This is a genomic window from Streptomyces sp. NPDC018029 (genome assembly GCF_044327655.1).
Lineage (GTDB): Bacteria > Actinomycetota > Actinomycetes > Streptomycetales > Streptomycetaceae > Streptomyces.
In genome coordinates this window covers 174,796-189,565 of sequence record NZ_JBIRFV010000012.1, presented here as the reverse complement: position 1 = coordinate 189,565, position 14,770 = coordinate 174,796, and the positions used below count along the sequence as shown (strand labels likewise).

14 protein-coding genes are annotated in these 14,770 nt (G+C 72.5%); 8 read left to right on the top strand and 6 right to left on the bottom strand.

The features are described from left to right. Positions 1-34: 34 nt before the first annotated feature. The 6 genes from ACH4D5_RS32480 (at position 35) to ACH4D5_RS32455 (ending at position 8,616) form a co-directional block, all read left to right on the top strand. Positions 35-1,051: a hydroxyacid dehydrogenase gene (locus ACH4D5_RS32480; RefSeq protein WP_398309492.1), complete on the top strand. Its 1,017-nt coding sequence runs from the start codon at positions 35-37 to the stop codon at positions 1,049-1,051. Then, a complete protein-coding gene (locus ACH4D5_RS32475) occupies positions 1,048-2,970 on the top strand; it encodes a DUF2264 domain-containing protein (protein WP_398309489.1) in 1,923 nt (640 codons plus the stop codon). Before ACH4D5_RS32480 ends, ACH4D5_RS32475 begins: the two co-directional genes overlap by 4 nt. A 20-nt stretch (positions 2,971-2,990) precedes the next feature. After that, positions 2,991-3,851, top strand: coding sequence for an ABC transporter ATP-binding protein (locus ACH4D5_RS32470; RefSeq protein ID WP_398309487.1), 861 nt, complete (start codon positions 2,991-2,993; stop codon positions 3,849-3,851). Continuing rightward, entirely contained in the window at positions 3,848-4,828 is a 981-nt protein-coding gene (locus ACH4D5_RS32465) for an ABC transporter substrate-binding protein (protein WP_398309484.1), read from the top strand. The genes ACH4D5_RS32470 and ACH4D5_RS32465 overlap by 4 nt, the downstream gene beginning before the upstream one ends. A 35-nt stretch (positions 4,829-4,863) precedes the next feature. Then, positions 4,864-6,930, top strand: coding sequence for an iron ABC transporter permease (locus ACH4D5_RS32460; RefSeq protein WP_398309481.1), 2,067 nt, complete (start codon positions 4,864-4,866; stop codon positions 6,928-6,930). Positions 6,931-7,119: 189 nt separating this feature from the next. After that, positions 7,120-8,616, top strand: coding sequence for a SulP family inorganic anion transporter (locus ACH4D5_RS32455; protein ID WP_398309478.1), 1,497 nt, complete (start codon positions 7,120-7,122; stop codon positions 8,614-8,616). A 14-nt stretch (positions 8,617-8,630) separates the two neighbouring features. On the opposite strand, the gene ACH4D5_RS32450 is transcribed toward ACH4D5_RS32455, so the two are convergent. Further along, positions 8,631-9,779, bottom strand: coding sequence for an agmatine deiminase family protein (locus ACH4D5_RS32450; RefSeq protein WP_398309476.1), 1,149 nt, complete (start codon positions 9,777-9,779; stop codon positions 8,631-8,633). 101 nt (positions 9,780-9,880) lie between these two features. Here ACH4D5_RS32450 and ACH4D5_RS32445 point away from each other — a divergent pair, with 101 nt between their 5' ends. Both ACH4D5_RS32445 and ACH4D5_RS32440 read left to right on the top strand, forming a co-directional pair. Further along, positions 9,881-10,465 (top strand): TetR/AcrR family transcriptional regulator, encoded by a 585-nt coding sequence (locus ACH4D5_RS32445; RefSeq protein ID WP_398309473.1) that lies wholly within the window; start codon positions 9,881-9,883, stop codon positions 10,463-10,465. A 217-nt stretch (positions 10,466-10,682) separates the two neighbouring features. Beyond that, positions 10,683-11,093 (top strand): STAS domain-containing protein, encoded by a 411-nt coding sequence (locus ACH4D5_RS32440; RefSeq protein ID WP_398309470.1) that lies wholly within the window; start codon positions 10,683-10,685, stop codon positions 11,091-11,093. Between the two features lie 24 nt (positions 11,094-11,117). On the opposite strand, the gene ACH4D5_RS32435 is transcribed toward ACH4D5_RS32440, so the two are convergent. From ACH4D5_RS32435 to ACH4D5_RS32415, 5 genes are all read right to left on the bottom strand, one after another. Further along, the gene (locus tag ACH4D5_RS32435) at positions 11,118-11,675 is read right to left on the bottom strand and encodes a VanZ family protein (RefSeq protein WP_398309468.1); all 558 of its coding nucleotides are present in this window, start codon (positions 11,673-11,675) and stop codon (positions 11,118-11,120) included. Between the two features lie 43 nt (positions 11,676-11,718). Further along, positions 11,719-12,111, bottom strand: coding sequence for a DUF2267 domain-containing protein (locus ACH4D5_RS32430; RefSeq protein ID WP_398309465.1), 393 nt, complete (start codon positions 12,109-12,111; stop codon positions 11,719-11,721). 27 nt (positions 12,112-12,138) lie between these two features. After that, positions 12,139-12,633, bottom strand: coding sequence for a hemerythrin domain-containing protein (locus ACH4D5_RS32425; RefSeq protein ID WP_398309463.1), 495 nt, complete (start codon positions 12,631-12,633; stop codon positions 12,139-12,141). Continuing rightward, on the bottom strand, positions 12,633-13,592 hold the full coding sequence (locus ACH4D5_RS32420) for a YihY/virulence factor BrkB family protein (RefSeq protein ID WP_398309460.1): 960 nt from the start codon (positions 13,590-13,592) through the stop codon (positions 12,633-12,635). Before ACH4D5_RS32420 ends, ACH4D5_RS32425 begins: the two co-directional genes overlap by 1 nt. Before the next feature lie 276 nt (positions 13,593-13,868). After that, entirely contained in the window at positions 13,869-14,756 is an 888-nt protein-coding gene (locus ACH4D5_RS32415; protein ID WP_398309458.1) for a DUF72 domain-containing protein, read from the bottom strand. Positions 14,757-14,770: the final 14 nt, after the last annotated feature.

Below are 14,770 nucleotides of genomic sequence, written 5' to 3'. Positions count from 1 at the left end.
AGCACATCGCACCGCCCGTTCGACGAGGAGGAAGATGTCACCGTCCCACCGGCCCCGGGCCGCTCTCGCCATGTCGCGGAGGGCGGCCGAGGCCGTCCTGGAGCCGTCCGCCCTCGACGCCCTCGCGCGGACAGTGGAGCTCGAACCTCCGCCCGTCCTCGACGACTTCGGCACGGACCGCGCGAAGGCCGTACTGGCCGGCACCGAACTCCTCGTCACCGGCTGGGGCTGCCCGCCGCTCACCGCCGACGTGCTCGCGGGCGCCCCCGCGCTGCGCGCCGTCGTCCACACGGCGGGCTCCATCCGCGCCCATGTCACCGAGGCGTGCTGGGAGCGCGGCATCGAGGTGTCGTCCGCCGCCGCGGCCAACGCGCTGCCCGTCGCCGAGTACACCGTCGCGATGATCCTGCTCACCGGCAAGCGCGTCCTGGAGAGCGCCCGCGACTTCCGCGCCACCCGCGCGGAGGTGGACTGGCTGCGCACGTCACGCGGCACCGGCAACTACCGCCGCACGGTGGGCATCCTCTCCGCCTCGCTCATCGGACGCCGCGTCATCGAACTGCTGCGCCCGTACGACCTGCGGGTGCTCCTGCACGACCCGTACGTGTCGGCGGACGACGCCGCCGGACTCGGCGTCGAACTCGTGCCGCTCGACGAGCTCTTCGCGCGGAGCGACACCGTGAGCGTCCACACCCCGCTGCTGCCCGCCACCCGCGGCCTGGTCAGCCGCGAACTCCTCGCCGCCATGCGCCCCGACACCGTGCTCATCAACACCGCGCGCGGCGCCGTCGTCGACCAGGACGCGCTCACCGAGGCCGTCACCGAGGGACGTGTCCGCGCCGTGCTCGACGTCACCGACCCCGAAGTCCTGCCGCCGGACCACCCCTTGTGGGACGCGGACAACGCCCTGCTCACCCCGCACCTCGCGGGCTCCCAGGGCAACGAGTGGCGGCGCCTCGCGGAGTTCGCCGTGGACGAGGTGCGCCGCTGGACCGCGGGCGACGGCTTCGCCCATCCCGTACGCCGGGACAGGCTGGCGTACCTCGCATGAGCCGGCACACGACGTCACCGGCGTGGCACCTTCCGCCCCTCGACCATGACATGAGCCCGCACACCGGATACACGCGCGCCCACTGGGAGGCCGCGGCCGACGGTCTGCTGCGCGCGGCCTGGCGGTGGTCCACGCCCGGGTGCGCGCTCCTGGACCTGCCGGGCCGGCCGTCCGTGTCGGGCGTGCGCTCCGACGGTCTGGAGGGATACGCCCGTACGTTCCTGGCCGCGGCGTTCCGCGTGGCGGGCGCCGGCGGCGACGACCCGCACGGCTGGCTCGACCGCTACGCGCGGGGCCTCGCCGCGGGCACCGCCGCCCCGGGCCGCCACGACACCGAGTCCTGGCCGCTCGTCCTGGACCACCACATACAGGGCCAGCCCATGGTGGAGTCCGCCTCCGTGGCACTCGGCCTGCGCCTGACCCGGCCGTGGCTGTGGGACGCCCTCGACGAGCCGGCGCAGGACCGGGCGGAGGCCTGGCTGCGCGGCGCCCTGCGCCATCTGCCCGCTCCCAACAACTGGTACCTCTTCCCCTATACCGTCGCCGCCTTCCTCGAATCGGTCGGCCGCGGCGACGAGGAGACGCGGCGCGCGCGGGAGCGGGCACGGGAGCTCCTGGAGGGCTGGTACGTCGGCGGCGGCTGGTACTCGGACGGCGACGGCCGCGCCTTCGACCACTACAACGGCTGGGCGCTGCACCTGTATCCGGTCCTTGAGGCCCATCTGGCGGGCGACACCGCACTGTTGGACCACCTCGGCCCCCGCCTCGGCTCGCACCTGGAGGGCTACGGTCACCTCTTCGGCGGCGACGGGGCCCCGGTCCACTTCGGCCGCTCCCTCACCTACCGTTTCGCCGCCGGGGCGAGCGTGGCCCTCGGCGCGCTCACCGGCCACACGCCCCTGGCCCCCGGTGTCTCGCGGCGCCTCATCAGCGGGGCCCTGCGCCACTTCCTGGACCGCGGCGCGGTGGACGACGAAGGACTGCTGACCCTCGGCTGGCACGGCCCGCACGAGCCGACCGTCCAGCGCTACTCGGGCCCGGCGTCGCCGTACTGGGCGTCGAAGGCGTTCGTGGCGCTGCTGGCCCCCGCGGACCACGCGCTGTGGACGGCGACGGAAGAGCGGGCCCCCGTCGAGACGGCCGACCACGTCCTGGCCCTGCCAGGACCGGGCCTCCTGGTGCAGTCGACGCGCGCCGACGGAATCGTCCGCCTCCACAACCACGGCAGCGACGACGTGCGCCCGCACGAGGGGGAGTCGGCCGAGCAACAGGACCCGCTCTACGGCCACCAGGCGTACTCCACACACACCGGCCCGACGGCGGCCGGAAACATCCCCGACAACCACTTCGCCGTCGAGGTCGCCGGTGTCCCCAGCGTCCGCCGCCGCATCCACCCCCTGGGCAGCGGCCCCGACTGGGCGGCGTCCTGGCACCGCCCCGTCTTCACACAGGGGCCGCCGATGGTGCCGGGCCTGCGCGTGGAGAGCGTGACGGTGGCCAGGGGCCGGTACGAACTGCGCGTGCACCGCGTGACAGGCGCCCCGCCCGGAGCCCGCGCGACCCAGACGGGCTGGGCCACGCCCCCCGACGGACCCGTGCGCAGCGCCCTGCACTCCCTGCACGGCTGGCCAGCCGGGGAGGACGAGGTCCGCGCACCTCACGGCACGGCGTACGCGCGCTCGGTGCACGTCCCCCGGCTGACCGCGGAGGTCACGGGTCCGGCGCTCTTCGCCGCCCTGGCCACCCTCACCGCGGAACCGGACCCGGCCCCGCTCTCAACAGTGGTGAGGGTGGTGCGGGCGACCTCGGAGAGCATCGAGTTCCGCTGGTCGGACGGTTCCCGGACACGCATTGGATTCAATCTGGCCGAATACCCCCTTGTGTCCAACAGTTGGAGGCCTGTTTCGCGCCACGGTTAGGTTAGGCTAACCTCTGCCGCGTGCATGAAGGTGAAGAGACCGACACGGCCACGCGCCCCCAGGGTCATCAACTGTCGGCCACGGGCGTCACCGTGGCGTACGAAGGCGTCGACGTCGTCCACGACGCCTCGATGACGCTGCGGCCCGGCGACGTGACCGTCCTGGTGGGACCCAACGGCAGCGGCAAGTCGACGCTGCTGCGCACCCTCGCGCGGCTGCAGCGGCCCCGCACCGCCACCCTCGTCATCGACGACGACACCGACGGCCTCGCCCTCAGCGCCCGCGAATTCTCCCGCCACGTCGCCCTGCTCACCCAGGGACGCCCCACCCCCAGCGGTCTCACCGTGCGAGACGTGGTCGAATTCGGCCGCTACCCGCACCGCGGCCGCTGGGGCGGGGCCGACCCGGGCGGCCGGGCCGCCGTCGACCGGGCGCTCGCCCTGACCGGCGTCGCCGACCTCGCCGAACGCGGCGCCGAGCACCTGTCCGGAGGGCAGCTCCAGCGCGTCTGGCTCGCCGGCTGCCTCGCCCAGGAGACGGGCGTGCTCCTCCTCGACGAGCCGACGAACCACCTCGACCTGCGCTACCAGGTCGAACTCCTCGACCTGATGCGGGACCTGGCGGACGACCACGGGATCGCCGTCGGCGCCGTCCTGCACGACCTCGACCAGGCCGCGGCGGTCGCCGACCGGATCCTCCTGCTCGACGCGGGACGCGTCGTCGCGGACGGCGATCCCGGGGACGTACTGACACCGCGACGCCTCACCGACACGTACGGCATCCGTATCGAAGTCGACTCCGACCCCCTCACCGGCCGCCTGCGCACCCGCGCCGTCGGCCGCCACCACTCGCGCAGCGAAAGGCTCAGCACCACCTCATGAGACGCCTCCTCCTCACCGCGGCGACCGCCACCGCCGCGGCCCTCGCCCTGTCCTCCTGCGGCACCACCGAGCCCGCCGCCGACGACGCGAAGAAGACCGCGGGATCCATCACCCTCACCGACGGCACCGGCACGAAGGTGAAGCTTGACGGGCCCGCCAAGAAGATCGTCGGCACCGAGTGGAACGCCGTCGAGAGCCTCATATCCCTCGGCGTCGAGCCGACCGGCGTCGCCGACGTCAAGGGCTACAAGACCTGGGACACCGCCGCCCCGCTGAAGAACGACCCGAAGGACGTCGGCACCCGCGGCGAGCCGAGCATGGACTCCATCGCGTCCCTGAAGCCCGACCTCATCATCGCGACCACCGACCTGCCGGCCGCCGCCGTGAAGCAGATGCGGGACATCGCCCCGGTCCTCAACCTGCGCCCCGCCGACGCCGCCGACCCCATCGGCCAGATGACCGAGAACCTCGACCTCCTCGCCAAGGCCACCGGCACCGAGAAGCGGTCCGCGAAGCTCAAGAAGGACTTCGAGGCCAAGCTCGCCGAGGGGAAGAAGAAGCTCGCCGCCGCCGGTCACGCCGGCACGAAGTACGCCTTCGCCGACGGCTACGTCACCGGCAACCAGACCTCCGTCCGGCCCTACACCAGCGGCTCGCTCATCGGCGCCGTCAACGAGAAGCTCGGCCTGAAGAACGACTGGTCCGTCAAGGGCGACAAGGCCTACGGCCTCGGCACCACCGACGTCGAAGGCCTCACCAAGCTCGACAAGAACGTGCAGTTCGCCTACATCGGCAACGACGGCGACAAGAGCAGCAACCCCTTCAGCGGCGTCCTGAAGAAGGACAAGGTGTGGACCTCCCTGCCGTTCGTGAAGAAGGGCAACGTCCACCGGCTGCCCGACGGCGTCTGGATGTTCGGCGGCCCCGCGTCGATGAACCAGTACGTCGACTCCGTCGTCAAGGCCCTGAAGAAGTAAGGCCCAGGAGAGTAAGGCTCTGAAGAAGTAACGCCATGGCCGTCACCGCGACCACCCTGACCACCCGTCCGTCGGCAGCCGCGTCCCGCACGGGCGCCGCCGCGGTGACGGCCGCACTCCTCCTCCTCGTCGCCGCCCTCGCGGTCGTCGACATCACCCAGGGCACGGCCGCCGTCGGCCCGTCCGAGGTGTGGAAGGCCCTCACCGGCCGGGCCGACCCCGGCGACGCGTCCGTCGTCATCGCCTCCCGGCTGCCCAGGATGACCGCGGCGCTGCTCGTCGGCGCCGTGCTCGGCACGGCCGGCGCCGCCCTCCAGGCCATCAGCCGCAACGTCCTCGCCTCGCCCGACACCCTCGCCGTCAACGCGGGCTCCTACCTCGCCCTCGGCATCGCCGCCGCCACCGGCATCTCACTGCCGCTCCTCGCCTCCTCCGGCATCGCGTTCGCCGGCGGCCTCGCCGCGGCGGCCGTCGTCCTCGGCCTCTCCGGCCTCGGCGCGGGCACCGTCCGGCTCGTCCTCGCGGGCAGCGCCCTCACCCTCGGCCTCACCGCCGTCACCGAGGGACTGCTCCTGCTGTTCCCGGAGGAGACGCACGGCCTCTACGAGTGGAACCAGGGCAGCGTCGCGCAGAACGGCTTCGACGGCGTACTGCAGACCGCACCCATCGGCGTCGTCGGCCTCATCGGCCTGGTGCTGCTCGCCCGCAGGGTCGACGCCCTGGTCCTCGGGGACGACGCGGCGCGCGGCGTCGGCGTCCCCGTCCGCGCCACGCGCGTCACCGCCGTCGTCCTCGCCGCGCTGCTCTCCACGTCCGCCGTCACCCTCGCGGGACCCGTCGGCTTCGTCGGCCTGTGCGCCCCCGCCCTCGTCCGCCCGCTCGGCCGCAGATTCCGCGCGTTCACCCGGTCACGGGCGCGCCTGCCGCTCGCGGGCCTCGCCGGAGCGGCCCTCGTGCTCGGCTCCGACGTGCTGCTGCGCGCCCTCGTCCCCTCGGACCTGGCGGTCGCCGTCCCGACAGGCGTCGTCACCAGCCTGGTCGGCGCCCTCTTCCTGATCGTCATGGCCGCGCGCGTGCGGGACACGGCGGGCGCCGCACCGCCCGACAAGCTGCGCATCCGCAGCCGTACCGCGTTCATCGGCACGACGGCCGTCCTCGTGGTCGTACTTGTCGGCCTGACCATCGCCGCGGTCCTCGTCGGCGACAGCAAGCTGCTGCTGGGCGACGTGGTCAACTGGGCGCAGGGCAGGGCGGGGCAGACCGTCTCCTTCGTCCTCGACACCCGGGTGCCCCGCGTCCTCGCCGCCCTCCTCGCGGGCGCGGCCCTCGCCCTCGCAGGCACACTCATCCAGGCCGTCACCCGCAACCCCCTCGCCGACCCCGGCATCCTCGGCGTCACGAACGGCGCCGCGGTGGGCGCCGTCCTCCTCGTGACGACGGTGCCTGCGGCCGGATCGTGGAGCATCGCCGCAGGCGCCTTCACCGGCGCCGCACTCAGCGCGGTCCTCGTCTTCGGACTCGCGGCGAAGGGCGGCTTCCGGCAGAACCGGCTCGTCCTCGTCGGATTCGGCGTCGCCACCGGGTCGGCGGCCGTCGTCAGCCTGCTCATCATCCTCACCGACCCGTTCAACGCGACGAAGGCGCTGACCTGGCTCGCGGGCTCCACCTACGGGCGGACCCTGCCCGACGTGGTGCCGCTCGCCGTGGCCCTCGTCATCGGCCTGGCCGTCGCGGTCGCGCGCCGCACCGAACTGGACCTCGTGTCGCTCGACGAGGACACCCCGAGACTGCTCGGCCTGCACCTGGGCCGCGGCCGCCTGGGCTTCCTCATTCTCAGCGTCCTGCTGAGCGCCACCGCCGTGGCCGCGGCAGGCACGATCGGCTTCGTCGGACTCGTCGCGCCGCACGCGGCCCGCGCCCTCGTCGGCCGCAGGCACGTCCGGGTGGTGCCGGTCGCGGTGCTCCTCGGGGCCGTCCTCGTGTGCGCCGCGGACCTGGTGGGCCGCACGGCGATCGCCCCGGCCCAGCTCGGCGCCGGACTGATGACCGCCGTCATCGGCACGCCGTACTTCCTCTACCTGCTCGTACGAAGCCGCCGCTGAAGGGGGCGGCCCGCCCGGGTGGTGTACGCGCTCCAGCGGTGGGTGGCTGTCAGGTGCGGGTAAAGTAGGTGAGCCTCGTGGGCGGCTCGGCGCCGCCCCGGCGAAGACCAATGTCTGTGGGCGTACGAAGCCCTCCCGCTCGCCCCCCTCACGACGCCGGGCGCGCCCGAGCACGACAGGTAACCCTTCTTGCCCACCTCCGCACTGTCCCCCGCCGCGCGGCTGCGCGGTCTGAAGCCCGACTGGCTGTCCGACCCGAAGGTGTGGCGCACCGAGATCCTCGGCGGGCTCGTCGTCGCCCTGGCGCTGATCCCCGAGGCGATCTCGTTCTCGATCATCGCCGGGGTCGACCCGGCGATCGGCCTCTTCGCCTCCTTCACCATGGCCGTGACCATCTCGGTCGTCGGCGGCCGACGGGCGATGATCTCCGCCGCCACCGGCGCCGTCGCCCTGGTGATCGCCCCGCTCAACCGCGAGCACGGCCTGGGCCATCTGATCGCCGCCGTCATCCTGGCGGGCGTCATCCAGATCGCCCTCGGCGCGCTCGGCGTCGCCAAGCTGATGCGGTTCGTGCCGCGCAGCGTGATGGTCGGCTTCGTCAACGCCCTCGCCATCCTGGTCTTCATGGCGCAGGTCCCCGAGATGCACGACGTGCCGTGGGCCGTCTACCCGCTGATCGCCGGCGGCCTCGCGCTCATGGTGTTCTTCCCGAAGGTCACCCGGGTGGTCCCCGCGCCGCTCGTGTCGATCGTCGTCCTCACCGCGATCACGGTCGCCGCCGGCATCGCCGTGCCGACGGTTGGCGACAAGGGCGAACTGCCCTCCGCGCTGCCGGTCCCCGGCCTGCCCGACGTGCCCTTCACCATGGACACCCTCACCACCATCGCCCCCTACGCGCTCGCCATGGCGCTGGTCGGCCTGATGGAGTCCCTGATGACGGCCAAGCTGGTCGACGAGATCACCGACACGCACTCCTCCAAGACCCGCGAGTCCATCGGCCAGGGCATCGCCAACATCGTCACCGGATTCCTCGGCGGCATGGGCGGCTGCGCCGTGATCGGCCAGACGATGATCAACGTGAAAGTGTCGGGGGCCCGCACCCGCCTCTCCACGTTCCTGGCGGGCTCGTTCCTGATGGTGCTGTGCATCGTCTTCGGCCCGGTCGTCTCCGACATCCCGATGGCCGCGCTGGTAGCCGTGATGGTGATGGTGTGCGTCGCGACGTTCGACTGGCACTCCATCGCCCCGAAGACGCTCAGGCGGATGCCCGCCGGTGAGATCGTCGTCATGGTCGTCACCGTGGTCTGCGTGGTCGCCACGCACAACCTCGCCGTCGGCGTCGTCGTCGGCACCCTCACGGCCATGGTGATCTTCGCCAGGCGCGTCGCCCACCTCGCGAACGTCACCGCGGTCCCCGGCCCCGACGCGCGCACCGTCGTGTACTCCGTGACCGGTGAGCTGTTCTTCGCCTCCTCCAACGACCTCGTCGGGCAGTTCGACTACGCCACCGACGCCGACAAGGTGGTCATCGACCTGACCGCCGCCCACATCTGGGACGCCTCGTCCGTCGCCGCGCTCGACGCGGTCGAGACCAAGTACGCCCAGCGCGGCAAGACCGTCGAGATCGTCGGCCTGAACACGCCGAGCGCCGAGATCCACGAGAAGCTCAGCGGCGAACTCGCCTGAGACCCCTGCCCCGTTCAGTCGGCCGGGCGGCCCGGCTGGTCGTGCGTGGAGCAGTGGATGCCACCGCCGCCGGCGGCGATGGTGTCGATCCGTACCGGCACGACGTCACGCCCGGGAAAGTGCTCCCGCAGGATGCTCCGGGCGCGGCTGTCGGCCCCGCGGTCCCCGAACCGGGGCATGAAGACGGCACCGTTGGCGACGTAGAAATTGATGTACGTCGACACGAAGTCGTCGCCCTCGCCCGTGATCCGCGCCGGATCGGGCTGCGGCAGGCCGATGACCTCGAAGGGCCTGCCCCTGGCGTCCCTCGCCTCGCTCAGCACGGCCTTCGCCTGGTCCGCCGCGCGTGACCAGACGTCGGCGGGCGTGCCGGGATGCGCCTCGTCCAGGAGCACCACGCCCGGCGCGGTGAACCGCACGAGACTGTCGACGTGCGCGTCGGTGATGTCCTGCCCGCGCACCCCGGCCAGCCAGACGACCTTCTCGATGCCCAGGGTCCGCTTCAGCTCGGCCTCGACGCGGTCCCGGCTCTTCCCCGGGTTCCGGTTGTCGTTGACGACCGAGCTCTCGGTGACGAGGAGCGTGCCCTCGCCGTCCGTCTCCAGGGACCCGCCCTCGGCGACCAGGGGCGCCTTCCTGCGGGGAATGCCGTACTGGGACAGCAGGGCGCGGCCGACCCGCGCGTCGTTGGAGTGCTCCTGCTTGTCGCCCCATCCGTTGAAGTTGAGGTCGACACCGGTGACCTTGCCGTCGTCCTCCACGAACACGGGGACCGTGTCGCGGGCCCACAGGTCGTCGACGGCCAGCGGCACGACCTCGACGCCGCGCCCGCACGCCTTCCGGGCGGCGGCCACCTGGCCGGGCCGGGCCAGCATCACGACGGGCTCGTACTCCGCGACGGCACGGGCCACCCGGGCGATGTCCTCGCATACGGAGCGCAGATCCGCGCCCCACACGGAGCGCAGCGCGGGCCACGCCATGAAGGTGCGGGCGTGCCGCTCCCACTCGGCTCCCATACGCGGGCCCGGGGCCGCCGCGGCCGCCCCTTCTGCAACTTTGTCGGGCCCGCAGGCCGGGGCGCCGAGGGTGACGGCGCCGATTCCGGCGAGCAGGCGGAGTGCGGATCGACGGGGCGGGAGGCGGTGGGAGAGGCGGTGGGCCACGGTGAGCTCCGGTCATCGGGCGAGGGTTCGACTCCCGACTCTGACACGGACTGAAAATTCAGTCAAAGATGTGGGGAGCCGGACCGGTAGGGTGCGGACCCATGGCGCCCCGCACCACCCAGATCCTCGAAGCCGCCGCACGGCTCATCGCCCGTCGTGGCGTCCGCGGCCTGCGTGTCGAAGAGCTCGCCGCCGAGGCGAACGTCTCGACCGGGCTGATCTACTACCACTTCAAGGACCGCACCGGGATCCTGCGGCACACGCTCGAGTTCATCAGCGCCCGAGCCGAGCGCTACACCACCGGCCGCGCCGCGGGCGCCGAACCACTCACGCCGCGCGAGGAGCTGGAGGAGATCCTCCTCCTGGAGCTCCAGGACACCCCGGAGGTCAGGGAGAACAGCTCGGCCTGGGGCGAGCTGCGGGCCAGCGCCGTCTTCGACGAGGTGCTGCGGGAGGACCTCGCGCGGGCGACCCTGGTGTGGGTGCAGGAGGTGGCGGCCCTCATCGGCCAGGTGCGGCCGACGGCCCCGGCCCCCGCCCTCGCCGCGGCCGGCGAACGCCTCACGGCTCTCCTGGAGGGGCTCAGCATGCGCTGGCTCAGCGGCGGGCTCGGTCTCGACCACGCGCGCGAGCTGATGCGCGGAGCGGTCCGGGCCGAACTGGCGCTGCTGGAAGCGGCCTCCTGAAAATCCAGTCAGCCGATTCAGCAGCTGCCCCAGGTCTTGAGTGGAGTAGACCAATGGTGTACACGCCGACGGCGCCCGCTCGAAGCCCTCTTCACAGGCCAGGCGCCCCATGGGAACCCTTGGCAGCAGTGGTCACAGCATGGTATAGACGTATGAAAGAAGTACCTCTTCGGCCACTCTCGGCCGATGGACGGCGTACCGCCGGAAGGTCTCTCCCGTGCAAGCTGACGAACACGCTCCCGCCCCCGCTCCGGCCGCGGCGAGAGCGCGGAACACCCGCAGGGTCCTCCGGCTGCCGTATCCGGGCACGGCGCGCAGACTGCGGCGTGCGGGCATAGGGCATGTGACCGTCACGGGCTGCCGGGTCCGCGTGTCTCTCCAGGGCGAGATCACCGCACGCCAGGCCGACTCCCTCGCCGCGCAGCTGCGCGCGCTGGTCCAGGACGGCTGCCGCCATCTGACCGTCGACCTGTCCGAGGTCACCTACCTGGCGCGGGAGGGCGCGGGCGTCTTCTTCGGGACGCTCAGAGCCCTCAAGGCGGTGGAGGGCTCCTTCGCCGTACGAGGCGCGTGCCCCCGTACCGCGGCCACGCTGCACTGCCTGGGCATGGGCCGGTTCGCCGAATAGGACCGCTCGCGGAGTGGGGCCGGCTCAGGCGTCCGCCACGTCCCGCTTGGTGAAGCGATGCCACCAGTGCCGCCGGCGCGGATGCACGGCCCGGCCCAGGCGGCGGCCCAGCAGCAGATAGCCCAGTAGCGCACCCGTCGTGTTGAGGATGACGTCGTCGATGTCGAAGGTGCGGCCCGTCACGAACGCGCCCTGCGCCAGCTCGACGAGCACCATGGTCACCGCGGTGGCGAGGCCCACCCGCACTAGCCCCCGCGTGCGCGGGAGCACGACCGGCAGCAGCATCCCGAACGGCACGCCCAGCAGGATGTTCCCGCCGAGCTGCTTGACGGTGTCGCGGAAGGCGGGCTGCGAGAGGTAGTCGTCGATGGAGTCACCCGGCGTGAAGTTGCTGTGCGTCAGCGCCTCGGAGCCCGCGGACGGCTCCAGCGTAAGGCGGGCGAGCACCACGGCGAACCCGACCATGCAGGCGAAGGCGACCAGCATGGTCACCGCCCTGGCCACCGGCCGCAGCGGTGCCGCGCTCCGGTGCCCGGGGTCGTCGGCCGGCGCGCCGGCTCTGGAACGATCTCTCCGTGCCATCACTGCCTCCAGGGAAGGACTGTGTGGACCGTGCCGTCCGTTCTCAGATCGGTTCGGTGCGGCCGAACAGGCCCGCGTGTCCCGGCGGGAGCTGGGTGAGGACGCGGCGCAGCAGCGCGTCGTCCGCCGCCCCCGCGACGATGCCGAGCACGGCGGTGACGGCGCGGCGCGCCTCGGCCGTCTCCTGGCCCGTCCGCGCGGCCACCGCGTCGACGAACCCCGAGGGCGGCAGCGGCTCCCCGGCCGGTTCCGCGTCGGCCAGCAGCGTCCCGCACCCGGCGGGCAGCAGCCGGGCCAGGTCGGTGCGGTCGTCCCCGACCAGGTGGGAGCCCAGGACGGCCAGCACGTTCTCCACGGCTCCCGCCGCCTGCTGACGGCTGGTGAAACCGCCTCGCTCCCGCACCTGTTCCAGCAGCTCTTCCAGGGATATGCCCATGCTGAGCTCCTTTCGGTCCGGCGCTGGTCAGCCGCTCACGTAGCGGCGTACGTTGTCGATGTCTCCGCAGCGCGCCCGCAACTGCCGGCAGCGCTCCTCGGCGAACGCGGCGCCGAGCCGGACCCGGCATTCGCGTGTGACGCTCTCCCGGGTGTCCACGAGCAGCGTCCCTTCCGTCTCCCGCGTGTACTCGGTCACCGCCGTGACGAGTTCGTCGAGTCTGTCGTCCCAGGCGTGCGGGGCACCCGCATGGGCGTCGAACAGGTCGAGCAACGCCTCCGCGCCCTCCTCGTGCGCGGCCACGCCGCGTTCGATGACGTCCTGGTCGATGCCTTCGTACCGGGTGAGTTCGGGATAGACCTCGGACTCCTCGGCGCTCACGTGGGCGACGTACAGATCCGCGAACTCGTGGAGTGCGTGGGAGCGGACGGTCTCCGTGCCGTTGCGCAGCTGGCCGAGCAGATCACCCGCGATCCGGTGGTCCTTGAGGATCAGCTCGACCACGTCCTGAGATGGGGACATCAGTGCCTGCCTCTCTGGTCCGTTCTGGCTCCGATACCCGGAGCGGGCAACCTGATGCGTGGTGTACGCGAGGGGAGTGACATGTCTCCCCGGGCGGACCGTGCGCGTTCCACCTCCACCGTGAACTGTGCGCCGGCGAGCAGGGCGAGGTTGGACACCCACAGCCACACGAGGAAGACGACGACGCCCGCGAGGGATCCGTACAGCTTGCCGTAGGTGCCGAAGACGGTCGCGTACAGCGTGAACAGGCCCGAAGAGAGCAGCCAGAGCAGGGCGGACAGCATCCCGCCCGGCAGGATGTGGCGCCAGCCGCGGGCGGCGGGCGGCGCGTTGCGGAACAGGACGAGGACGAGCATCAGCACCAGACAGACCAGCGCGGGCCACTTCAGGACGGCCCACGCCGTCTGCCCCGCGTTCCCGAGGCCGATGCGCCGCCCCACACCCTCCGCGATCCCGCCCGTGAGCACGAGCAGCAGCGCGCTGGCGACCAGCAGGGCGAGCAGCGTCAGCGCGGTCATGAGCACCCGGTGCGCCTTCCGCAAGGTGGGCCGGCAGTCCTCGACCCCGTGCATCGCGTGCAGCGCCCGGCGGAACACGGCCGCGTAACTGGACGCGGACCACAGCGCGCTGACCGCACCGGCGATCACCACCGTGAGCGCCGCGGAGCGCGCCTCCGCCATCTCGCTGAGCGCCGAGTTCAGGGAACGGCCCGACTCCGCGGGCGCCCAGTCGGTGACCTCGGCGATGAGCTCCTGGGTCGTGGCGGGGCTGACGAGACTGATGAGGCTGACGGTGACGAGCAGCGCGGGAAGCACCGCGAGTATCGCGTAGTACGTCAACGCCGCCGCCCAGTCCGACACGTCGTCGTTCCACATCGACACGGGCGTGCGGCGGAGCGCGGTGCGTCGCAGGGGCCACGTCGAGGGGGCGGCGGGGCGGGCGGGCGGTGAACTGTCCATGAGGGCCGCTCTTTCTCGCGTCTCGGCGGCGCGGGTGCCGCCTTCCTTCCCTTGCCCTTGTTCGGACACGCGGCGCGGGGCGGTGTGACGCGGGGACGCGTCGCCCCGGGGCGGAAAACAGAAGCCCCGGACCCATGTGTGCGGAGTCCGGGGCTTGTCCTGAGCGCTGGGCAGGCCTTGCACCTGCATTTCCCCGCAGGAAGCGGGGCGTCTTTCCTTGGACGACCAACGCCTGTCCCTCGACCGGAAGTCCGGCCCGAGGAGGCGATATTGATCTTATCGCATGGCAGCGGGTGCTGCGTACGCGTCGGCCCCGAGCAGGCGCGTCATCGCCTCGGCGGCCCGCACGGCCGCGTCCGCACAGCAGTTGTTGAACAGGACGTGGACCTCTTCGGCCCGCTCGGCGAGGGCGTGCAACCGGGGCAGCCACTCGGCGAGTTCGCCGTCGGAGTACGCGTACCGGAAGCGGTCCTCCTTGCTGCCGCGCCCCCACGCGGCGCTGCGGCCGTGGAACCGCACGACGGCCAGCCGGGAGCGGGTGACCGGCGCGTACGGCGGCAGGGCGGACGGCAGCGACTGGTTCATGTCGACGGCGACCGCCGCCATGCCGTGGTCCGCCAGGAGCGCCCGGGTGGCCTCGGCGTTCTCCCCGCGCCACCAGTCGGGATGCCGGAACTCCACCGCCACGGGCCAGCCCCGCGTCCGCCGCGCCGTCGCCGCGATGAACTCCTCGGCGCGCTCGCCGGGCCGCAGCCACGGAGGGAACTGGAACAGCACACTGCCCAGCCGCCCGGCGCTCCGCAACGGCTCGATCCCGGCGGTGAACCGCGCCCAGGCCTCCGCGAGGGCCTCCTCGCTCCGGTTGTCGGCGGGCAGTTCGGCCGGCCAGTCGGCGGGCAGCGTCACCCGGGACGTCGGATGCCCGGTCAGCAGCGAGAACGCCTTCACGTCGAACGTGAAGCCGTCCGGCGTCCGCTCCACCCACAGCCGGCTGTTGCGTTCGCGGGGCAGCGCGTAGTAGGTCGAGTCGACCTCGACGACGGGGAACCGCTCGGCGTAGTACCGCAACCGCCCCGCGGCGTCCCGCTGCCCGCGCGGGTACCAGCCGCTGCGCACCAGCGCCGGATCGGTCCAGGAACAAGTGCCCACAAGGATGTTGCTCATAGAGGCCCGGTACC